At 66.6% G+C, this 21,383-nt stretch carries 19 protein-coding genes; 8 read left to right on the top strand and 11 right to left on the bottom strand.

From position 1 onward, the window contains the following. The 7 genes from Mlute_RS08540 to tkt all read right to left on the bottom strand — a co-directional run. A partial coding sequence (locus Mlute_RS08540; protein ID WP_119360289.1) for a class I fructose-bisphosphate aldolase occupies window positions 1-633 on the bottom strand: 633 nt, incomplete at its 3' end. A gap of 6 nt (window positions 634-639) precedes the next feature. After that, window positions 640-924 (bottom strand): hypothetical protein, encoded by a 285-nt coding sequence (locus Mlute_RS08535; protein ID WP_119360288.1) that lies wholly within the window; start codon window positions 922-924, stop codon window positions 640-642. Between the two features lie 8 nt (window positions 925-932). Next, window positions 933-1,220 (bottom strand): annexin VII, encoded by a 288-nt coding sequence (locus Mlute_RS08530; protein ID WP_119360287.1) that lies wholly within the window; start codon window positions 1,218-1,220, stop codon window positions 933-935. Continuing rightward, a complete protein-coding gene (locus Mlute_RS08525) occupies window positions 1,217-1,519 on the bottom strand; it encodes a Dabb family protein (protein ID WP_119360286.1) in 303 nt (100 codons plus the stop codon). The genes Mlute_RS08530 and Mlute_RS08525 overlap by 4 nt, the downstream gene beginning before the upstream one ends. A 1-nt stretch (window position 1,520) precedes the next feature. Beyond that, a complete protein-coding gene (locus Mlute_RS08520; RefSeq protein ID WP_119360285.1) occupies window positions 1,521-2,270 on the bottom strand; it encodes an HAD-IA family hydrolase in 750 nt (249 codons plus the stop codon). A 14-nt stretch (window positions 2,271-2,284) separates the two neighbouring features. After that, window positions 2,285-2,986 (bottom strand): 2-phosphosulfolactate phosphatase, encoded by a 702-nt coding sequence (locus Mlute_RS08515; protein WP_182482511.1) that lies wholly within the window; start codon window positions 2,984-2,986, stop codon window positions 2,285-2,287. Beyond that, window positions 2,983-4,962, bottom strand: a complete 1,980-nt coding sequence (gene tkt, locus Mlute_RS08510; protein WP_119360284.1) for a transketolase — start codon at window positions 4,960-4,962, stop codon at window positions 2,983-2,985. Before tkt ends, Mlute_RS08515 begins: the two co-directional genes overlap by 4 nt. A gap of 174 nt (window positions 4,963-5,136) precedes the next feature. Between tkt and Mlute_RS08505 the strand changes: the two genes are divergently transcribed. From Mlute_RS08505 to Mlute_RS08475, 8 genes are all read left to right on the top strand, one after another. Continuing rightward, complete coding sequence (locus tag Mlute_RS08505; RefSeq protein WP_245958911.1) at window positions 5,137-8,526, top strand: helicase-related protein; 3,390 nt, start codon at window positions 5,137-5,139, stop codon at window positions 8,524-8,526. 110 nt (window positions 8,527-8,636) lie between these two features. Then, window positions 8,637-8,807: a hypothetical protein gene (locus tag Mlute_RS15605; RefSeq protein ID WP_182482510.1), complete on the top strand. Its 171-nt coding sequence runs from the start codon at window positions 8,637-8,639 to the stop codon at window positions 8,805-8,807. Then, window positions 8,788-11,616 (top strand): DUF1156 domain-containing protein, encoded by a 2,829-nt coding sequence (locus tag Mlute_RS08500; protein WP_119360283.1) that lies wholly within the window; start codon window positions 8,788-8,790, stop codon window positions 11,614-11,616. Before Mlute_RS15605 ends, Mlute_RS08500 begins: the two co-directional genes overlap by 20 nt. 44 nt (window positions 11,617-11,660) lie before the next feature. Then, on the top strand, window positions 11,661-12,029 hold the full coding sequence (locus Mlute_RS08495) for a helix-turn-helix transcriptional regulator (protein ID WP_245958910.1): 369 nt from the start codon (window positions 11,661-11,663) through the stop codon (window positions 12,027-12,029). 39 nt (window positions 12,030-12,068) lie between these two features. Beyond that, window positions 12,069-12,278, top strand: coding sequence for a hypothetical protein (locus Mlute_RS08490; protein ID WP_182482509.1), 210 nt, complete (start codon window positions 12,069-12,071; stop codon window positions 12,276-12,278). Between the two features lie 48 nt (window positions 12,279-12,326). Next, a complete protein-coding gene (locus tag Mlute_RS08485; RefSeq protein WP_119360281.1) occupies window positions 12,327-15,602 on the top strand; it encodes a Swt1 family HEPN domain-containing protein in 3,276 nt (1,091 codons plus the stop codon). 66 nt (window positions 15,603-15,668) lie between these two features. Then, window positions 15,669-16,535: an alpha/beta fold hydrolase gene (locus Mlute_RS08480; protein WP_119360280.1), complete on the top strand. Its 867-nt coding sequence runs from the start codon at window positions 15,669-15,671 to the stop codon at window positions 16,533-16,535. Between the two features lie 6 nt (window positions 16,536-16,541). Further along, complete coding sequence (locus Mlute_RS08475; RefSeq protein ID WP_245958909.1) at window positions 16,542-17,585, top strand: zinc-dependent alcohol dehydrogenase family protein; 1,044 nt, start codon at window positions 16,542-16,544, stop codon at window positions 17,583-17,585. Here the strand turns inward: Mlute_RS08475 and cax are convergent. The 4 genes from cax to Mlute_RS15600 form a co-directional block, all read right to left on the bottom strand. Further along, window positions 17,572-18,639: a calcium/proton exchanger gene (gene cax / locus Mlute_RS08470; RefSeq protein ID WP_119360279.1), complete on the bottom strand. Its 1,068-nt coding sequence runs from the start codon at window positions 18,637-18,639 to the stop codon at window positions 17,572-17,574. The two genes, Mlute_RS08475 and cax, sit on opposite strands and share 14 nt — an antisense overlap. 21 nt (window positions 18,640-18,660) lie before the next feature. After that, window positions 18,661-19,071 carry a GNAT family acetyltransferase gene (locus Mlute_RS08465; RefSeq protein WP_119360278.1) on the bottom strand — a complete coding sequence of 137 codons (411 nt, stop codon included), beginning with the start codon at window positions 19,069-19,071 and terminating at the stop codon, window positions 18,661-18,663. Between the two features lie 728 nt (window positions 19,072-19,799). Continuing rightward, window positions 19,800-20,819: a hypothetical protein gene (locus Mlute_RS08460; protein ID WP_119360277.1), complete on the bottom strand. Its 1,020-nt coding sequence runs from the start codon at window positions 20,817-20,819 to the stop codon at window positions 19,800-19,802. Then, a partial coding sequence (locus Mlute_RS15600) for a hypothetical protein (protein WP_182482508.1) occupies window positions 20,816-21,383 on the bottom strand: 568 nt, incomplete at its 5' end. The genes Mlute_RS15600 and Mlute_RS08460, both read right to left, overlap by 4 nt.

The following is a 21,383-nucleotide window of genomic DNA, read 5'->3' as shown; positions in this document are numbered from 1 at the left end:
CCCCCGCACCAGCACCGGCCGGCTCGAGGCCGCCTCCACCACCCGGTGGTACTCCTCCAGGTTCTCGGTGAAGTCGGCCTTGATCACATCGGCCCCCAGCTCCACCGCCTGGCGCACCAGGGGCACAATCCGGTTCACGTCCCCGTCTGCTTCGTAGCCAGCCCTGCCCGGCCGCATGGCCAGGGGCTCCACCATGAGGGGCATCCCGTAGCGCTCGGCCTCGGCTTTGAGCCGCTGCACGTTCCGGAGGCTATCCCGGTAGAGCCCAGCCTCCCCCGGCAGCCACAGGAGGTTGACCACCAACGAGGCCGCGTCCAGCCGCAGGGCCAGCTCAACCACCCCCTCCATCATTTCGGCAAAAAGCAACCCTGCAGCAGCGCCGTAGGCGTTGGTGGTGTCGGTACGCAGCACCAGGGCGGGCTTGTGCCTCCCTGGCAGGCGCTGCAGAAGGTGGGCCTGGCCGGGGGCAAGCTGGAGGGCGTCGGGGCCTGCTTCCACCAGGGTCTGCACGGCTTGGCCCAGCTTCTCTAAGCCCTCCAAGAAGCCCAGTTCCCCAAAGACCCCATGGTCCACCGCCACGTTCAAGCAGCGCCCATCGGGGGCGAAAAGGCGGTTTAGGCGGGGCTCGGTCATCTCACCTTAGTCCAGGTCGTTCTGGAAGCTCTCGTAGCCGTTTTCCTCCATCCAGGTCTTGACCGCGTAGGGCGGGCGGAAGCCGCTGGGGTCTTGCACCGGCCCTTCCATCCAGTGAGGCTTGGCCGCGGGCGGGGGTTCTTGGCTCCAGTAGAAGTAGTAGAGCACCCAGTAGCCGTGCTCGTCTTTGAGCACCAGGGCCTCGCCGTAGCCGTCGGCCATCTGCCGGATGGCCCTGGAGCGGGCCTCGCGGTAGGTGAGCTCGTCGTACTCGCGGGTGGTGGCGGACATGCCTCCTCCTACTTGCTCTCGTTTACAAAGAGGTTGTAGCCGTTTACCTCGAGCCAGTGGACCATCTGGTAAGGCTCCTTGAAGTCTTCCTGGTTTTGCCTAGGCCCCTCCACCCAGTCGGGAGGATGGGAAGGCACGGGCTCGCGCAGGCCCAGCACCCCAAAAAGGTAGTAAAGCCCGTAGTAGCCGCCCGTCCCCTGGAGCACCAGCCCCTCTCCGTAGCCGTCTACCAGAATTCGCTGGGCCTGGGGCAGGGCCTCAGCGTAGGGCATCCGGCGAAACACCTCGGCGGTCATGCGCCCTCCGGGTAGAGCCGCACAAAGTCGGTGGTGAGGCGGTCGGGGGCCATGGGCCGGAAGACCGCATTGGCAAAGGCCTGGTGCAGCGGGTGGTCGCGGTAGAGGGGCACTACGCCCTCGTGGGCAAAGTCCACCACCAGCAAGTAGCGGTAGCGGGGCGCCTCACCTAGTGCCTTGCCCAGCTCAAAACCCACCACGCCCGGTATCTGCCCCAGAACGGCCCTGGCTTGCTCAAACATCGCCCGCACCTCCTCCTCGGAGGCCTCGGTGTTGAAGACGATCAGGTGCCGCACCATGCTAGGCCCTCACAAACCTCCCGTGCCAGTCGCGCAGCACCTCGAGGGTGACCACCATCGCACAGCTACGCGGCCCGGCGACCACTTGGGCTGGCAGCCCCGGCTCACCCAGGTGCTCCAGCACCGCCAGGGCCCCCTCAAAACGCTGCTCGCGGGTGTAGTGGCTGTAGGTGATGAGGGTGGGAATTCCGGCTCTCTGGGCCGCAATCAGGCCGTTTTGGGAGTCCTCAATGGCCAAAGCCTCTTCGGGCGCAATACCCAGGTTTTCCAGGGCTTTTAGGTAGACATCGGGGGCGGGCTTCTTCCGGGGCACCATGTCCCCCGCCACGATGGTCTCAAACCAGCCCAGCACCTCTTCCCCGGCCTGGCGCAAGAGCACCTCCACGTTGGGCAGCGAGGTGGTGGTGGCAATCGCCAGCTTCACCCCCTGCGCCCGCGCCTCGCGCCAAAGCCTGAGCACCCCCGGCCGGAAGGGCACCTCACCCGAGGCCACGATTTGGTTGTAGAGCTCGGTCTTGCGCCGGTGGAGCCGGGCGATGTCGGCCTCCAGGAGCTTGGGGCACTCCGGGCAGTGGTAGAGGTAGTGGGCAATCCGCTCCTTGCCGCCCGTGACCCACAAAAGCCGCTCGTAGAGCTCCTGGCTCCACTCGATATCCAAGCCGGCCTCGGCAAAAGCCCGGTTGAAGGCCAGCCGGTGGCCCTCCTCGGTCTCGGCAATGACCCCGTCCACGTCAAAGATAAGCGCCCGCATGTTCCACCTCCGACCTAGCCGAAAACCAGCGCAGGGCCCCGCCGCTCCAGCAGCCGAGGCACCCGCTCCGAGAGGCCCAGTTGGGCGCAGAAGTCCACGTCGGCCCCCAGGCCCTCTCGCTCCAGGGCCAAGGCGGCCTCGGAGGCCTTGAGCACCGGCAGGGCCGGTTTTTGCGCCAGGTGGAGGGCCATCTGCACGCCGTCGCCCACCGGCTCAAAGCCCTCGGCCAGGAGCCCCTGGGCCAGTACCCCGGCGGTGTAGAGGTCGTCCATGCCCACCTGGCCCTCCTTACCCGCACACAGGATGGCCACGTCCGAGCCCAGCCGACTCGCTAGCTGGATGGCCGCGGGAGCGTTCAGCAGCGAGGCCAGCAGCACTTCGCGGGCCAGCCCGGCGGCCTTGTGGGCGGCTTTGGTGCCGTTGGTGGTGGCGTGGATGACGGTGCGGCCCGTGAGTTCGGCCAAGGCGGCCTCGCGGGGGCTGTTGCCGAAGTCGAAGCCCTCCGGCCGCAGCCCCCCCACCTCCCCGGCTAAAAGCTCGCCGTTTTGCTTGAGGGCCCGGGCCGGCTCGAGGCCTGCGGTGAGCCAGAGGGCCTGGGCCCCGGCCTCCAGGAACATGGTGGCGGTGCTGGTGGCCCGGATTACGTCCACCACCAGCATCACCTCGGCCTGGGGCAGGGCCTCCAGGGGCAGGGGATGCACCCGAACGCGCTTCATCGGCCCAGCAGCTCCAGCACCGCCCGCACCACCGACCCGGGGCGGAAACCCAGGTTCTCGTAGACCACCGGGTAGGGGGCGCTGGCGCCAAAGTGGTCAATCCCCAGCACGGCATCGGCGTAGCGTTCCCAGCCAAGGGTGCTGCCTGCCTCCACCGCCAGGGTGGGCAGGTGCCGGGGCAGCACGGCCTCTCGGTACTCCCGCGGCTGGGCCTCGAAGGCCTCCCAGCAGGGCAGGCTCACCACCCGCACCGGGATGCCCTCCTCGTCCAGTAGCCTTTGCGCTTCCAGGGCCAGGGCCACCTCGCTGCCGGTGGCCACGATGGCCGCCCTCGCATCTGGGCGCTCGGAGAGAGTATAGCCGCCCTTCAGGGTGCCCTCCGGGCCGGCCAGGCTGCCTCGATCCAGCACCGGCACCGCCTGGCGGGTGAGCACCAGGGCGGTGGGGCCCTCCTTGCGCTCCAGGGCCATCCGCCAGGCGTAGGCGGTCTCGAGGGCGTCCGCCGGGCGCACCACCCAGAGGCCCGGCATGGCCCTGAGGCTGGCCAGGTGCTCGATGGGCTGGTGGGTGGGGCCGTCCTCGCCGATGGCCACCGAGTCGTGGGTAAGCACGAAAACGGTGGGGGTGCCCATCAGGGCCGCCAGCCGGATGGCGGGGCGCATGTAGTCGGAGAAAACAAAGAAGGTGCCCCCATAGGCGCGGTAGCCCCCGTGCAGGTTGAGGCCGTTCAGGATGGCCCCCATGGCGTGCTCCCGCACCCCGTAGTGCAGGTAGCGCCCGGTGGGGTTCTCGCGCGAAAAGGCCCGCATCCCCTGGGCCTGGGTGTTGTTGGAGGGGGTGAGGTCGGCGCTGCCGCCCAACAGCTCCGGCAGGGCTGGGGCCAGGGCATCGAGCACCTTGCCCGAGGCCGCGCGGGTGGCAATTTTGCCGCTGAAGCTGGGAATAAGCCGCTCCCAGTCCAAAGGGGGCAGCTCGCCCTTCAGCCGGCGCTGCAGCTCCCGCGCCTCCTCCGGGTAGGCCGCGGCGTAGCGCTCCAGGCGGGCCCGCCAGTCGGCCTCGAGGCGCTGCCCCTTGGCGATGGCCGCCCGGAAGTGCTCGTAGACCTCGCGGGGGATTTCGAAAGGGGGGTGGGGCCAGTTCAGGTTCTTGCGGGTGGCCTCGAGGGCCTCGGCGCCCAACGGCTCGCCGTGCACCTTGTGGCTCCCGGCCTTGGGCGAGCCGGCCCCGATCACCGTGCGCACCGCAATCAGGGAGGGCCGGGCGTCTACCTGGGCCGCCCGGAGGGCCGAGCGCAGCGCGGCCAGGTCTTCACCATCCACCCGCTGGGTGTGCCAGCCGTAGGCGGCGTAACGGGCCAGCACATCCTCGCTGAAGGAGAGGTCGGTTTTTCCGTCAATGGAGATGTGGTTGTCGTCCCAGAGCACAATCAGTTTAGAAAGCCCCCAGTGCCCAGCCAGGCTGGAAGCCTCCCCTGAGACCCCCTCCATCAGGTCGCCGTCCGAGGCCAGCACGTAGGTGTAGTGATCCACCACGGTGTGGCCCTCGCGGTTGAACTCGGCGGCCAGCTTGCGCTCGGCCAAGGCCAGCCCCACTGCGGTGCTGATGCCCTGGCCCAGCGGGCCGGTGGTCACCTCCACCCCAGGGGTGTGCCCGTACTCGGGGTGGCCCGGGGTCTTGGAGCCCCACTGGCGGAAGCGCCGCAGTTCGTCCAGGGACAGGTCGTAGCCGGTCAGGTGCAACAGGGCATACAGGAGCATGGAGCCGTGCCCCGCCGAGAGCACAAAGCGGTCGCGGTCGGGCCAGTGGGGGTTGGTGGGGTTGTGCTTTAGGAAGTCGCTCCAGAGTACATAGGCCGCTGGGGCCATCCCCAGGGGCATGCCCGGATGGCCGCTTTTGGCCTGCTCCACCGCGTCCGCGGCCAGCATCCGGATGGCGGTGATGGCCTGGGTCTCGGTTGTGCTGAGGGTGGTCTCCATGTGTCTCCTTTCACAAGGGCAGCCTTGGGGCTAGTTTAGGGGGGATCAAACAAAAACATCAAGGCTGATACCGAAATTTTCTATAAAATCTACTTATGCATTTTATGCATTCCGAATAGGCAACCACAGCGGCTCCATCCTGAAGCTTAGCGCTTTTTGCCCTAAACTAACCCCGTGGCCCACGCCCCTCAACCCCACGCTTTGCGTCCCGGTCTCCGCCTGAAGGGCCTCGTTCCGGGGCAGAGCGTGTACGTGGAGCACGTGCGCCCCCTCGAGGGCGCCCTCCAGATCACCTACCGCGATGCCCAAGGGGGGCTTGGGGAAGCCTTGCTCTACCCCGAGGACCTCGCCCAACTGGAGGTGGAAGCAGCCTCCCGCTTTCCCCTGGACGCTCCCGGGGACCTCTTCCGCCTGGCCGCCGAGGCCAAGCGCATCCGCCTCGCCTACCTCTTTGACCCCTACATGGCCGTCCACGCTTCGTTGGTGGAGCCTCTGCCCCACCAGATTGAGGCGGTCTACGGGCACATGCTCCCCAAAAATCCCTTGCGCTTTCTCCTCGCCGATGACCCCGGGGCGGGAAAGACCATCATGACCGGGCTTTTCATGCGGGAGCTCGCCTTAAGGGGGGCCCTGGAGCGGGCCTTGGTGGTGGCCCCTGGAACGCTGGTCCTCCAGTGGCAGGAGGAGCTTTGGGAAAAGTTCCGCCTCCCGTTTGAGGTCTTCTCCCGAACCCGCTTGGAAACCTCTCGGGAAAACCCCTTTCGGGAACATCCCCTCTGGATTGCCCGCCTGGACCAGCTCGCCCGCTTCCCCGAGGTGGCGGAAAAAGCCCTGGAGGTGGACTGGGACCTGGTGGTGGTGGACGAGGCGCACAAGATGGCCGCCACCTACTACGGGCAGGAAATCCAGGCCACCCGGCGCTACCGCCTGGGCCAGCGCCTTTCGGAGAAAGCCCGCCACTTCCTGCTCCTCACCGCCACGCCCCACCGGGGCAAGGAGGAGGACTTCCGCCTCTTCCTCGCCCTCCTAGACCCCGACCGCTTCGCCGGAAGGCCCAGGCCCCAAAGCCCTGCCCTAGACGCCCAAGGGGTGTGGCTGAGGCGGCAAAAGGAGGACCTGGTGCGCTTTGACGGTACCCCTCTTTTCCCGGAAAGGCGGGCCTACACCGTGGCCTACGCCCTTTCCCCCGAGGAATGGGCGCTCTACGAGGCGGTGACCGATTACGTGCGGGAGGAGATGAACCGGGCCGAGGCCCTGGAGGAGGGGCAACGGCGCACCGTGGGCTTCGCCCTCACCCTGCTCCAGCGGCGCCTGGCCAGTAGCCCTATGGCCATCGCCCGCTCCTTGGAGCGGAGACGCAAGCGCCTCGAGGCCCGGCGGGAGGAGGTGAAGCGGGGCTTGGCCCTGCGTTTCCCCATCCTGGAGGAAGAGGACATTGAGGAGCAGGAGGAGTTCCCCACGGAGGAGCTAGAAGCCGCCCCAGAGGTGCTGGACCAGGCCACCGCGGCCCGCACCCTGGCCGAGCTAGAGGCGGAGATCGCAACCCTCAAGTGCCTGGAAAGGAGGGCCAAGGCCCTTCTCCAAGAGGAGCGGGACCGCAAATGGCAGGAGCTCCGCGCCCTTTTGGAAAGCGAACTGATTCGGGGGCACAAGCTCATCCTCTTCACCGAACACCGGGACACCTTGGAGTACCTGGAAGGGCGGCTTCTCCGCTACCTGGGCCGGCCTGAGGCCCTGGTGAGCATCCACGGGGGGCTTTCCCGGGAGGAGCGCCGCCTGCGCCAAGCCCGCTTCACCCAGGACCAAGACGCCCTGATCCTCGTCGCCACCGACGCCGCCGGGGAGGGTGTGAACCTCCAACAAGCCCACCTCCTCATCAACTACGACCTTCCCTGGAACCCAGCGCGGCTGGAACAGCGCTTCGGCCGCATCCACCGCATTGGCCAGACGGAGGTCTGCCACATGTGGAACCTGGTGGCCGAGAACACAAGGGAGGGCGAGGTTTACCTGCGCCTTCTGCGCAAGCTGGAGGAGGCGAGCCAGGCCCTGGGGGGCAAGGTCTTTGACGTGCTGGGCAAGCTCTTCCAGGAAAAGCCCCTTTGGGAACTCCTCCTCGAGGCCATCCGCTACGGCGAGGACCCCGAGGTGCGGGCCCGGCTCTTCCGGCAGGTGGAAAGGGCAGTGGACCGGAAGCACCTGGAAACCCTCCTGCAAAGCGCCCTGGCCACGGAGGTCCTGGACCCTAAGCGCCTCGCCGAGCTCAGACTGGAGATGGAAAGGGCCGAGGCGCGGAAGCTCCAGCCCCACTACCTGAGTAGCTTCTTCCAAGAGGCCCTCGCCCGCCTGGGGGGCACCGTCCACCCCCGGGAAGCGGGGCGCATGGAGGTGAGCTTCGTCCCGGCACGGGTGCAGCGGGTCCGGCCCGGGGTGTTGCGGAGCTACACCCGGGTCACCTTCCACAAGGACAAAGTCGCCCTACCCGGTAAACCCGTGGCCGACTTCCTGGTGGCGGGCCATCCCCTCCTCGAGGCGGTCTTGGACGCCACCCTGGCCGAATGGGGAGAGTACCTGGAGCGGGGAACCGTGCTGGTGGACGAAAACGCCAACACCCCCCGCCTTCTCCTGGCCTTGGAGCACGAGGTGCAAGACGCCAAAGGCCCCGTTTCCCGCCGCTTCCTCTACGTGGGGCTGACCCCGGAGGGGGCGGTGCGGGAGGAGGGACCCGCCCCCTACCTGGACCTCCGCCCCGCCACGGAGGAGGAGCGGCAAAGGGCCCTGGCCCTTCTCAACCACCTGGACCTCCCCGCCCTCCTGGCGAAGGCGGAAGCCTACGCCGCCACCCACCTTGCCCGGGCCCACCTGGACGAGGTCCGCCACCTCCGCCAGGTGGAGGTGGACCGTACCCTGAAGGCGGTAAAGGAAAGGCTTCTTTCCGAAATCTACTACTGGGACGCTGTGGCCCACCGGGAGGCCCAACGGGCACAGGCGGGCAAAGCGGGGGCCGCGGGGCGGGCGGAGGTGGCAAGGCGCCGGGCCGACGAGCTTCGGGAGCGCCTGCGCCACCGCACCCAGGAGTTGGAGGAAGCCCGCCACCTCCGCTCTCTCCCGCCCCGGCTTTCCCAGGCCATCCTGGTGGTCCCTCCCTTGGAGCGGGGGCTCACCGCCCCGGAGCAGGAAACGAGGGACCGCCTGGAAAGGCTCGCCGTGGAGGCCGTCTTGTGGGCGGAGTGGGCCCTGGGCTACGAACCGCGGGAGATGCCCCCAGGCCACCCCGGCTACGACGTGGAGTCCCGCACGCCGGAGGGAAGCTTGCGCTTCTTGGAGGTCAAGGGGAAGGGACCCGGGTCGGACGTGGTGACCCTCTCCCGCACCCAGATCCTCACCGCCCTCAACAAGCCGGAAAGCTGGTTTTTGGTGGTGGTGGAAACCGATGGGCAAAGGGCCCTTCGCCTGCACTACGTTCCCCCCTTCATGCGGGAGCCCGACTTCGGTGCCACCAACGTGTCCTACCGCCTAGATTACGTCCTGGCCCAGGCCGTGCGGGTGGTTGAGGTACCCAGGTGATACTCCCGTATAACAAGCTCCGGGCTTCTTATACGAAAAGGGGGGTACAGTATCATAAGCCCCGTGCGCCCCGAGCCCTTCTAGGCCCAGGTCCTGGGTATGCTCTTCGTGTGAGCATAGCTTTTGGGGTGACCCACGCCTGGGCCATGCGCTTGATAGAGAGGCTTGCGCAAGAGGGTGTCCTCTCCCCCCTCGGCCAGGCCCGGCGCAACCGCCTTTATGGTGCCCGGGAGATCCTGCAAGCGCTGGAGGAGCCCAGCTATGCCGAAGAAGCTTATTGAGGTCGCCCTACCCCTCGAGGCCATCAACAGGCAAGCGAGCCGGGAGAAGTCCATCCGCCACGGCCACCCCTCCACCTTGCACCTCTGGTGGGCGCGGCGCCCCTTGGCCGCCGCCCGAGCTGTCCTCTTCTCCAGCCTGGTGGACGACCCCGGCGAGTACCTGCCCCCCGAACAAGCGGAACGGGAGCGGGAGCGCCTTTTTGGCCTTCTGGAACGCCTGGTGGACTGGGACAACGTCAAAAGCCCCAAGGAGGCCCTGGACCCCAAGACGGGGGTCATCGCCGAGGCCCAGCACGAAATCGCCAAGAGCCTCGCCCGTTCCTCGGGCCAAAAGCCGCCCACCTCCCGCGAGGACCGCAAGCGGATAGAAGCCCTCCTGGCCCTAGCCCCCCCGGTGCTGGACCCCTTCGCCGGGGGCGGCACCATACCGCTTGAAGCCCAGCGCCTGGGCCTTGCCACTTACGCCGGGGACCTGAACCCCGTGGCGGTCCTAATCAACAAAGCCCTGGTGGAAATCTCGCCCCGCTTCTTCGGGCTCCCCCCTGTGAACCCCGAGTACCGGGCCAAGGCCAGCCAAGGCGACAGCTTCTTCGGGGCCCAGGGCTTGGCCTGGGACGTGCGGTATTACGGGGCCTGGATGCGGGAGGAAGCCAAGCAGCGCTTGGGGCACCTCTACCCCGACGTGGAGGGGCAGACCGTTATCGCTTGGATATGGGCCAGGACCGTGACCTGCCCCAACCCCGGGTGCCGGGCGGAAGCTCCCTTGGCCCGCTCCTTTTGGCTTTCCAGGAAGAGGGGAAAGGAGGCCTACATCGTGCCCGAGGTGGCAGGGGGAAAGGTTTTTTTCCGCGTAGCGCATGAGGGCAAGCCCCCCGTGGAAGGCACCATAGACCGCAGGGGTGGGGTTTGCCTGGTTTGCGGAAGCCCCATCCCCTTGGACCACGTGCGCCAGGAGGGGAAGGCAGGGCGCCTGGGGGCCCGGCTTATGGCCATCGTGGCCGAGGGACAGAGGGGGAGGAACTACCATCCCCCCACCCCGGAGCACGAGGCGGTGGCGAAGGCGGTACTGCCTACTTGGAAGCCTTCCACACACTTACCCAAGCAAGCCTTGGGATTCCGCGTGCAAAACTACGGCCTCACCACCCACGCCGACCTCTTCACCCCCCGCCAGCTCACCGCCCTCGCCACCTTCGCCCACCTGGTGGCCGAGGCCAGGGAAAAGGCCTACGAAGACGCCCTAAAGGCGGGCCTCCCCGACGACGGGGTACCCCTTGCCCAAGGGGGTAAAGGGGCCTGGGCCTACGCCGAGGCGGTGCGGGTATACCTGGCGCTGGCGGTGGACCACCTAAACAATCGGCACAGCACCCTCGCCACCTGGGATGCCAGCCGGGATAATGTGCGAAGCGTATTCGCCCGCCAAGCCCTCCCCATGACCTGGGACTACGCCGAGGCTAACCCCTTTAGCGAGGGCACCGGCGCCTGGGAAGGCATGGTGGACTGGGTAGCCCGCGCCCTGGAAGCCCTTCCCGCCCATCCCCCAGGCCACGCCCGCCAGGTGAACGCCCTGGAGGCGGTGAACGGGGTGCCCACCCCACCCCTCATCTCCACCGACCCTCCCTACTACGACAACGTGCCGTACGCTGACCTTTCGGATTTCTTCTATGTTTGGTTGCGGAAGATGCTCAAGGACACCTACCCCGAGCTCTTCCGCACCCTCCTGGTCCCCAAAGAGGAGGAGCTCATCGCCGACCCCTACCGCCACGGGGGAAAGGAAGCCGCCAAGCGCCGCTTTGAAGAGGGCATGCGCCAGGTCTTCCGCAACCTGCGGGCCAAGGCCCACCCTGACTACCCCCTAAGCCTCTACTACGCCTTTAAGCAACAGGAGATGGAGGAAGAGGAGGAAGAGGAAGAAGCCCCCAAAGTGGCTTCCACCGGCTGGGAAACTTTCTTACAGGGGCTGGTGGACGAAGGCTTCCAGATAACCGCCACCTGGCCCATGCGCACCGAGCTTGCCAACCGCCCCCGGGGCCAGGGGGCCAACGCCCTCGCCTCCTCCATCGTCCTGGTCTGCCGCCCCCGGCCGGAAGACGCCCCCGTGGCCACCCGGCAGGAGTTCCTAAGGGTCCTGCGCCAAGAGCTACCGGAGGCGCTACGCAAGCTCACCCAAGGGAACGTGCCCCCGGTGGACCTGGCCCAAAGCGCCATCGGGCCCGGCATGGCGGTCTTCAGCCGCTATAAAGCCGTTCTGGAGCCGGACGGCCGCCCCCTTTCCGTGCGCGAGGCCCTCACCCTCATCAACCAGGTGCTGGACGAGTTCCTGGCCGAGGAAGAGGCGGAGCTGGACCCCGACACCCGCTTCGCCATCGCCTGGTACGAGCAGTACGGCTACGGGGAAGGCCCCTACGGGGACGCTGAAACCCTGGCCAAGGCCAAGAACGTGGCCGTGGCGGGCCTGATGGAAGGGGGCATCCTCCTCGCCAAAGGGGGCAAGGTGCGCCTCTTCCGCCCCGAGGAGTACCCCAAGGACTGGAACCCCAGCGCCGACAAGCGGCCTTCCGCCTGGGAGGCCGCCCACCACCTCATCCGCCTTCTGGCGAGCGAAGGGGAAAGCGCCGCCGCAAGCCTCCTGGCCCAGCTTCCTGGGCGCCTTGCCGAAGGGGCCCGGGCCCTGGCCTACCGCCTCTACCAGGTGGCCGACCGCAAGGGCCGGGCGGAAGACGCTTATGCCTTCAACCTCCTGGCGGGAAGCTACGGGCACCTGGCGGTGGAGGCCGCGAAGCGCCGGGAAGTGCAGGAACGGCTGCTATGAGGTTAGCCTTGACTAACGGTTGCGGCAGCAACAACATGGGGGGTGTGAGCGAGGCAAGCAACACCAGCTTCCGGGATTATTTCAAGGAGGTCATGCAGGACCCCGAGGAGCGTCGGCTCTACCGGGAAGTCTTGGAAGAGGAACTCCGGAACCTTCTCGTTTACCTGCGGAAGCGCCGCCGTCTGACCCAGCAGGCCTTGGCCGAACGCCTTGGGGTCACCCGGAGCCGCGTGAGCCAGATGGAGGCATCCGCTGGGCTTTCCACCAGCCTCGAGGCCTTGGCCCGGTACGCCCAGGCTCTGGGCCTTTCCTTGCGGCTTGAATTCGCCGACGAAGACGGGGAAGTGCTTGCCCGCTATAGCCTTTCCCCGGATGAGCCCTTAGGGGAAACCCCTAGAACCCCTGCTGGATAGCCTCAAGCCCTTTGGCCCGGAAAGGGTAGAGGGGGCGGTTTGGAGGACGCCCACGGAACCTTCGGTCATGTGTGGCTTCGCGTGGCCGCCACCTACCAGAGCGCCCTCTTCCCGGAAGGGGCCCTATTCCAAACCTTCAGCCAGCGCAACCTGCCGGTAAACCTCTGGCCCTACCTCAGGCTTTATGTGGACTTCCTGGCCGGGCAGATGGGCCTTCCCCGGCTGGTGCTTCCCGCCTTCAAGGTCTAGCGGTGCATTTGCCCGCGGGTGCCCTCCCCCAGGCCGTATGCTCTATCTATGGCGCTCAGCAACCGGGAAATCGTGGGGCGCGGGTTGGACCTCCTCAAGGCGGCCCTAAAACCCTTTGTGGAGCGAGAGTACCGCCGGGTGTACGGGGAGGACTGGGCCAAGGAAGTAGCAGAGGTCCTGCGGGGCGACCGCTACTCCCTCCAAGACCCCGACGCCCAGGCCCTCCTGAAGCTCATGGACTTCCGCTGGAACGAGGTCTTCGACGCAAAGCTTGGCCGCTGGGGCCGTACCCTGGTTAAGGAACTTATAGAGGTGCGCAACCGCTGGGGGCACCAGAGCGCCTTTAGCCTCGAGGACGCCCACCGGGCCCTGGACAGCATCACCCGCCTTCTGGAGATGATCGCCGCCGAGGAGGCCCGGGAAACCGACCGCATGGCCCGGGAGCTTCTCAGGCGGCGCTACGAGGAAGACGCCCGGCGCGAGGCAGAGCGTCGGGTTGGCGAACGCGCTCAGGTCCCCAATCCCAAGGGGCTTCCCCCCTGGAGGGAAGTGGTCACGCCTCACCCCGACGTGGCCTCGGGCCGCTACAGCGAAGCGGAGTTCGCCGCCGATTTGGCCCAGGTGCACAAGGGAGAGGCGGGGCCCGAGTACGGGGACCCAGAGGAGTTCTTCCGCCGCACCTACCTAACCCAGGGACTTTCGCGCCTTCTGCAAAGCGCTCTCAAGCGGCTCTCTGGCGAAGGGGGCGACCCGGTGGTGGAGCTCCAGACCGCCTTTGGTGGGGGCAAGACCCACTCCATGCTGGCTCTTTACCACCTTTTTGGTGGACGCGTGAACCCCAAGGAGGTCCCTGGGCTGGAAGACCTTCTGGCCCAAACGGGCGCCGGCCAAGTACCCGTGGCCCGCCGCGCCGTCTTCGTGGGCACCGCCTTTAGCCCCGCCCGCACCCATCCCAAGCCCGAGGGGATCACCGTGCGCACCCTTTGGGGAGAAATCGCCTACCAGCTCGGGGGAGTAGAGGGGTACCGCATGGTGGAAGCGGAGGACCAGACCGGGGTAGCTCCCGGCTCGGACGTCCTCAAAGGCCTCTTTGACCGGTACGCTCCGGCCCTCATCCTGATTGACGAGTGGGTGGCCTTCCTGCGCAACCTCTACGGGGAAACGGACCTCCCCGCCGGCACCTTTGACCAGAACCTCACCTTCGCCCAAGCCCTCACCGAGGCGGCCAAGCGGAGCCCCCGCACCCTGGTGGTGGCCTCCCTTCCGGCCTCCGACATGGAGGTGGGAGGAAGCGGGGGGCGGGAGGCCCTTATCCGCTTGCAGAACGTTTTCGGGCGGCTGGAGTCCGTGTGGCAGCCCGCCACCCAGGACGAGGCCTACGAAATCGTCCGCCGCCGCCTCTTCCTTCCCCTTTCGGAGGAGGGCTACCGCCAGCGGGACGCCGTGGTGCGGGAGTTCATGCGCTACTACCGAGAGCACAAGGGAGAGTTCCCAAGCGAGGTCTTGGAACCCGAGTACGAGCGCCGGATGAAGGCCGCCTACCCCATTCACCCCGAGCTCTTTGACCGCCTCTACGAGGATTGGTCTACCCTCGAGGGCTTCCAACGCACCCGGGGGGTCCTCCGCCTCATGGCCTTCGTGGTCCACAGCCTCTGGACCCGGGGCGACCCCTCCCTCCTCATCCTTCCGGGAAGCTTACCCCTGGACGCCGGGGGTCCCCGCTACGAACTCGTTCGCCACCTATCGCGCTACCAGGAGGGCTTTGACCAGGTGGTGGACGCCGACATAGACGGCCCCAACGCCAAGGCCCTGATACTGGAACGTGAACGCCCCATCCTGGGCCGCCATCAAGCCGCGCGCCGTGTGGCCCGGGCGGTCTTTCTCGCCACCGCCCCTGCCGCCGCCGGCCCGGGCCAAGCTCACCGGCCCAAGGGGGTCCAGGGAGTGCGGGTAAAGCTTGGAGTGGCCCAACCGGCGGAAAGCCCCTCCCTTTTCACCGACGCCCTTAAGGCTCTCTCTGACCGCCTCACGTACTTCCACGCCGAAGGGGACCGCTACTGGTTTGAAACCCGCCCGAGCCTGAACCGTCTGGCCCAAGACCGGGGAGCCTCCCTGGACGAGCACGAGGTGGAAGCGGAGATCGTCGCCCGCCTCCAAACCTGGGCCAAGGGCCGCCCTCCCCTCTTCAGGGCGGTCCACGTTGCGCCCTCGGGGAGCGGGGATGTGCCCGATGAACCCGCCCTGCGCCTGGTGGTCCTTCCCCCCGTAGCCCCTTACACCAAGGAGAACTCCGAGGCAGAGCGGCTCGCGCGGGAAATCCTAGAGCGCCGCGGCCAGGCGCCAAGGCTTTACCGAAACGCCCTTCTCTTCCTCGCCGCCGAAGCCCCCTCGGTGCCGGACCTGAAGGAGGCGAGCCGTAGCTATCTGGCCTGGAAGTCCATCCTGGAGGACCAAGAGGGGCTCAACCTGGGGCAGGCGGACGTGCGCCAGGTAGAGGCGCGGGTGCGAGAAGCAAGCGAAACCCTGGCCAAGCGCTTGGAGGAAGCCTACCGCTACCTACTCACCTTCCACCAACCAGACCCAAAGACGCCCCGCCTAGAAATACACACCATGCGCCTTCTCGGGAGCGGTAACCCTCTGGAGCGGGCGGCAATCAAGGCTAAGAACGATGGCCTAGTCTACACGGACTGGCACCCGGAACTCATGGAGGGCACGCTCAGGCAATTCGGCCTCTTCGCCGCCCGAGAAGGAGTGTTGCCCCTGAGATGGCTTTGGGAAGCCTTGGCCACCTACCCTTACCTACCCAAGCTAAAAGACGAGGAGGTCCTCCTGGGTGCCGTGAAGAAGGGAGTCCAAGAGGGGCGTTTCGGCTATAGCCCCGAGCCTGAGGACAGCGCCAAGGTTTTCCTTAGGGAAAGTGTGGAGCCCAACCTCTCCGGCTACCTGTGGGAGCGGGAAAAGGCCGAAGCGTTGGTGTGGCAGAAGAAAAGCACAAGCGTTGGGGTTCCAACAAATTCGGGTACCCAACCGGATGCCACAACCGAGCCATCGGGTACGGATAAGTTCAGCCCTCCCCCGCCTCCTCCTCCCGTACCCAAAGCCCGCCGCTACTACCTGAAGAAGGAGTTGGACCCCGCCGATCTGGTGCGGGATGCTAGCCTCATAGCCGAGGAGCTGGTGCAACACTTGGCCAAGGAACCTGGGGTGCGGGTGCAGGTGGTCATTGAAGTGCAGGCAGAAGCCCCGGATGGGTTTTCCAGCGACCTGCAGCGAGTCCTACGGGAAAACAGCCCCCATATCAGCGGGGAGTTCAGCGTAGAGTAGTCCTGAGTAAAATCCACTGCTGTCCCCCCCACCGACCGGGCGCGGCCGTTTTGGTAGGCTTAGGTAATGTTCGAGGGGTTCCAGCGCTTAGACGTTCAGACCTCCGAGGTGCGCATCCACCTGGTGAAGGGAGGCCAGGGCCCACCCCTCCTTTTGCTGCACGGCTACCCCCAGACCCATGCCATGTGGCATAAGGTGGCTCCCGCGCTGGCCCAGCACTTTACTGTGGTGGCTCCCGACCTACGGGGTTACGGCGACAGCGGAAAACCCCCTGGCGATCCCCAGCACCAGAACTACAGCAAGCGCCGGATGGCCCAGGACCAACTCGAGGTCATGCGGGCCCTAGGGTTTGAGCGCTTCTTGGTAGTGGGGCACGATCGGGGGGGCCGGGTAGGCCACCGCATGGCCCTGGACTACCCCGAACGGGTGTTGAAGCTGGTGGTGCTGGACATTGTCCCCACTCCTTACGTCTTCGCTCACCTGAGCCGCGAGCTGGCCGTGGCCTACTACCACTGGTTCTTCCTGGCCCAGCCCAGGGGCTTTCCTGAGCGCCTGATTGGCTTTGACCCTATTGGGTTTTTGCACCAGAAGCTGGGTGGCTGGGGGACAGGCTTGGGGGTTTTTGATCCGAGGGCCTTGGCCGAGTACGAGCGCTGCTTTCGCGACCCCGCCACCATCCACGCCACCTGCGAGGATTACCGGGCAGCAGCCAGCATAGACCTAGAGCACCACGCGGCGGATACCGAAAAGCTACGCTGTCTCCTGCTGGTGCTTTGGGGCAGCAAGGGCGTGGTGCACCGCACTTGTGACCCTCTTGCGGCCTGGCGGGCGTATGCTCAAGACGTGCGGGGAGAAGCCATAGAGGCGGGACATTTCCTCTGCGAGGAAAACCCTACCGAAACCCTTAGGGCCTTGCTCGCTTTTCTGCTTTGAGGGACCTTGACCCAAAGGTGGCGCGGGCGTGAAAATCCCCTCGTGGAGCAGGCTGCCCGGGCCATGCTGCTGGAAGCGGTGGGCCGGCCCTTGCGCTTAGGGGAGCTACGGCTGCCCAAGCCCCAGGGCCGCCAGGTCTTGCTCCGGGTGCGGGCCTGTGGGGTCTGCCGTACCGATTTGCACATCTACGAGGGCGACCTGCCCCACCCCAAGCTGCCCCTGGTGCTGGGGCACGAAATTGTGGGCGAGGTGGTGGCCCTAGGCCCGGAGGCCAGGCGCTTCCGGCTGGGCCAGCGGGTGGGGGTGCCCTGGCTGGGCCACACCTGCGGCCGCTGCCGCTACTGCCTCAGGGGTCAGGAGAACCTCTGCGAGGAGGCCCGCTTCACCGGCTATACCCTGGACGGGGGCTACGCCGAGTATACCCTGGCCCACGAGGACTACTGCTTGGCCCTGCCGCCGGGGCTGGACGACCTGGAGGCGGCCCCCTTGTTGTGCGCGGGCCTGATCGGCTACCGGGCCTACCGGCTGGCCGGGGCGGGGGTGGAGCGGCTGGGGCTTTATGGCTTTGGGGCCGCCGCCCACCTAATTGCCCAGGTTGCCGTGTTCCAAGGGAAAAAGGTCTACGCCTTCACCCGGCCCGGCGACACCCAGGCCCAGCAGCTTGCCTTGCGGCTGGGGGCGGTCTGGGCCGGGGGTTCCGACCAGAGGCCCCCCGAGCCGCTGGACGCGGCCCTCATCTTCGCCCCGGTGGGGGCCCTGGTGCCCCAGGCCCTACAGGCCACCGAGAAGGGCGGGGTGGTGGTCTGCGGGGGTATCCACATGAGCGATATTCCGGCCTTCCCCTACCGCCTATTGTGGGAGGAGCGCACGGTGCGCTCGGTGGCCAACCTGACCCGCCAGGACGGCGAGGAGTTCATGGCCCTGGCCGCCCAGGCCAAGGTAAGGCCCCAGGTGGAGCCCTTTGCCCTCGAGGAGGCCGACTTGGCCCTGCATGCCCTGCGCGAGGGCCGGGTGCACGGGGCGGCGGTGCTTCGGATTAGTGCGGGGTGAAGAAGAAGGCAAAGCCCAGCAACAGGTAGACCCCCAGCAGCAGTACGCCCTCGAGCCAGTGGGTCTCGCCGTCCCGCACCACCGCGTTGGTGGCCAGAATCGAGGCCGCCAGGGCCGCGAGCTCCAGGGGGTTCTGGAAGACCAGGTCCATCGGATGCCCGGCAAAATAGCCCACAATCACCAGAATGGGCGCTACCAGCAGGGCAATCTGCAGGGAAGAACCCACCGCAATCTGCACCGCCAGATCCATCTTGTTTTTCATGGCAAATACCACCGCCGCAAAATGCTCGGCGGCGTTGCCCACCAGCGGAATCAGGATGATACCCACAAAAAACTCCGAGAGGCCCAGGGCCTGGGTGGCCTCCTCCAGGCTGCCCACCAGAAACTCGGCCATCACCGCCACCCCCGCGGTGGCCGCAGCCAGCACACCCACCGCTACGGGAAGGCTCCAGGTGGCCTCGTGGTGTTCTTCGTCGGAGATGCCGGAGATCAGGTCTTTGTGGGTGCGCAAGGAAAAATAGACGTTGGAGAGGTAAATCAGAACCAGCACCCCTGCCGTGGCCAGGCTGAACATCTGGTCGGGCAGGCTGGGGTCTACCACCTTGAAGAAGCCGCGCTCGGCCAGGTCAAAGAGGGCCGGCAGCAGGAAGGCGATGAGCGTGAGGGTGAGCAAGGAAGCCATCAGCCGGGCGGCCTGGGCGTTGAAGCGCTGGGTGCTGTAGCGCAGGCCGCCCAGGAAGACCGAGAGCCCCAGCACCAGCAGCAGGTTGGACAGGATGGAGCCGGTGATGCTGGCCTTCACCACTTCAATCTTGCCCGCGAACAGGGCCACCAGGGCGATGATAAGCTCGGCGGCGTTGCCAAAGGTGGCGTTGAGCAAGCCCCCCACGGTGCTGCCGGCCCGGCCCGCCAGCTCCTCGGTGGCCCGGCCCATAAGGCCGGCTAGGGGCAGCAGGGCCAGGCTAGAGGCCAGGAAAATCCAGACCGCCGGGGCGTGGGACACCTCCAGCGCCACCGCCAGGGGCACGAAGGCCAGCAGGATGTAGTTCCACATGGGCAGACCTTCTTTGGCCGCTCAGCCCAGCCACTTCTCCATGAAGATCAGCTCGTCCCGGCGATAGCCCAGCCGCTCGAAGAAGTCCTGGGCCCCGGCATACGAGGGCTCTACCAGCAGGTTCAGCTTCAAGCAGCCCTTGGCCTTGAGGCGGGCCTCGAGCTCCTCCATCATCCGCCTGCCCCAGCCCTGCCCCTGGCCGAAGGGGTGGATGGCCATATGGTAGAGCCAGCCCCGCCGCCCGTCGTAGCCGGCGAGCAGCGCCCCTAGGATCTGCCCGTCTTCTTCCACCACCAAAAACAGGTCGGGGTCGCGCTCGAGCTTCTTCTTTATCCCTTCAAAGCTGTCCGAGGGGTTGATTTCCAGCCCCGCTGCCTGCCACAAGGCCAGCACGCTCGAGTAGTCTTCCAGGCGGAATTCGCGGATGGGCATGATGCACCAGCCTAGCGCAAACCCAGCCCTAGGGGAAGGGCGGTAGCGGGGCTTGTGGGGGGCCGTAGCTTGGGCCAGATACCGAGCCACCCTTCCTCCCCCGGAAAATAAAGCCGCGACTCCCTCTGGGGCCAGGGGCTGAGCTGCTCTGGGGGAACTTGGCTAGGCCACGCCCCACACCCCCTCAGGCGGGCCGCATGCCCTTTACCCGAACGCCGGGTCAAACCTGGCGAACTGGTTGGGGCTGTCCTGCCTTGTGGTCCTTGAGCTTCCACGGGGCGGGGTGCGTGGCACACCCTACGGGTGTAGACCCGAAGGGGTTTCCCAACCGGGAATCTACCCCCAAGCTGGGTAAGCGAAACCAGTCCGAAGGGGTTGGTGTGGCGAGGACCAGAATCCCACGGATGAATCCGTGGGGGGCACCAATAGTGAAACACATCTGTTGCCCGTCATGCTCCGTGGCTCTAAACCGGGGCCACGTGGGGAGCTGCTACATCCCATGCTGGAAAAAAGTGGGCTTCGTAGTCCCCTTTTGTAAACAACGAGGGTGGAACCTCGAGCCCGCTCCCGCTTTCTGCGGTGGCACGGAAGGGGTTTAGGAGCAGCCTCCAGGCCAAGCGCCATGCCGGGCGCAAGGTGAAGCGGCTTTTTGTGCAGGATAGCGGGCCAACCCGGCGGGAAGGGTCCAAGCGCGCCGGGGCTTTGCAGAGGCCTATCCCTCGAGCCCTCTAAGGCTCTTCCTCTGTGCTTTCTAGCAAGGCCCGGAGTATCTGCCACCACTTTGGTCCGCTTAGCTCGCCAAGGTACAGGCCCTCCATCAACCAAAGGAGGATCTCGCCCGGGTACTCGGACTGGGAGAGGAGGCTCTGGAAGTGCTCGGGGGTGAGCTCTTCCGCGGTCCACACCTCGGCCTGCCAGTCTTCCTCCGGTTCAGAGGGCAGGGGGATCCAACCCTCTAACCTTTGGCCTACCCAGGGCACGGGGAGGAGAACCGTTCTCCGTCCCTTCAGGAGGAGGAGAGCTCCCCGGGCTTCGGGCAGTCGGTCCAGCCGAAGGGTGAAGCGGCCTTCCTCCGTGACCCGTAAGGCCCCTTCGGGGGAGCGCCACTCCCCGGGCACAGAAGGCTTTCTCCAAGATTCTTCCAAGAGATTGCGGGCCGGCATGAGCATCAAGGCCCTTGCCCCGGTATCTTCTTCCGGACCTTTTTCCCTAGAAACGAAGCGCACCGGGAAGCGGAGCTGGGGCCTGGGGGGTGTTTTCGGAGGGGCCGCCCTCGGGGTAGCCCTTGCCCTTTCCTCTCCCCGATTCCCTTTCCAAAGTGCCTCCCACCAGCCGGGTGGTAGGTGGCTCAGGCTGCGGAGAAGGCGAAGTTCCCGGGGTGCCTCCATCCAGGCCTGCTCCCGGCTGACCATGAGCGCCCGCACCTCCCTTTGCGCTGCGGCATCGTCCAGGTCTTCCGCCAGGAGGCGGGCCAGCTCCAGGCCCAGGCCCCCGCCAAGGCCCGGGTGAAGGCGAAGGGCTTGGCGGAGGCGCCCGTGGGCCTCGGCCCGCTCCCCTTGGGCCAGGGCCAAAAGCGCCTCCCGCCCAAGCCGCAGGGACCGGGCCACGGGGTCCGGACTTCTGTCCCCCTTGGCCTCCTCGAGGCTCACCTGGGCCCGGGCTTCCTCATGGAAGGCTTGGGAGAGGGGCAGCTTCCCCTTTTCTAGGGTCGCGATGGCCTCCTCCAATAGCTCGCGGAACCCCTTCACCTTCCCCCTCCCCTGGCCAGTAAGCGCGGGCAACGCCCGTCCCGGAGCGCCTCGAGGACCTCCCCGTGGTACTCCTCCACCAGGTCCCAGTCTAGCCCATTGCCGTCGGGAAAAAGGTGCCCGGGTGCGGAAGGGTGGGAAAGGATTTGGAGAAGGATGGCCGCCGCCCCCGTGTACCAGAAGGGCCAGGTGTCCTTTAGACGGGGGGAAGCCAGGGATTCGTCCTCGGGCAGGTTAACGTTGAGGCGCAGGCATTTCCCCGTAGCCTTCGCCTCGCAGAGCGTATAGATCTTCTCCCTAGAGAAGTTGAGACAGACACTAGACGGGCAAGAGTCCTCATCCACGTCCAAGCCGCCTACCGACCGGAACAGGGTCCTGGGGTCCCCTGTATAGGGGTCGGCGGTGGCGTCGCGGAGGAAGCCGTAGACCACCAAGGCCGAAACGGCCTGCTCCAAGCTTCGCCTGTCCAACCTGTAGCGCCGGCTCAGCAACCGGAAGAAGGCGTGGGCCATGGCGGGGAGGGGGACGAGGGCCAGGACCATCTCGGGCATCAGGGCAGGGGGA

Origin of the sequence: Meiothermus luteus, from assembly GCF_003574085.1 — a bacterium.
Lineage (GTDB): Bacteria > Deinococcota > Deinococci > Deinococcales > Thermaceae > Meiothermus > Meiothermus luteus.
Note: the sequence above shows the minus strand (reverse complement) of the source record. Positions and strands in the feature narration are given on the sequence as shown.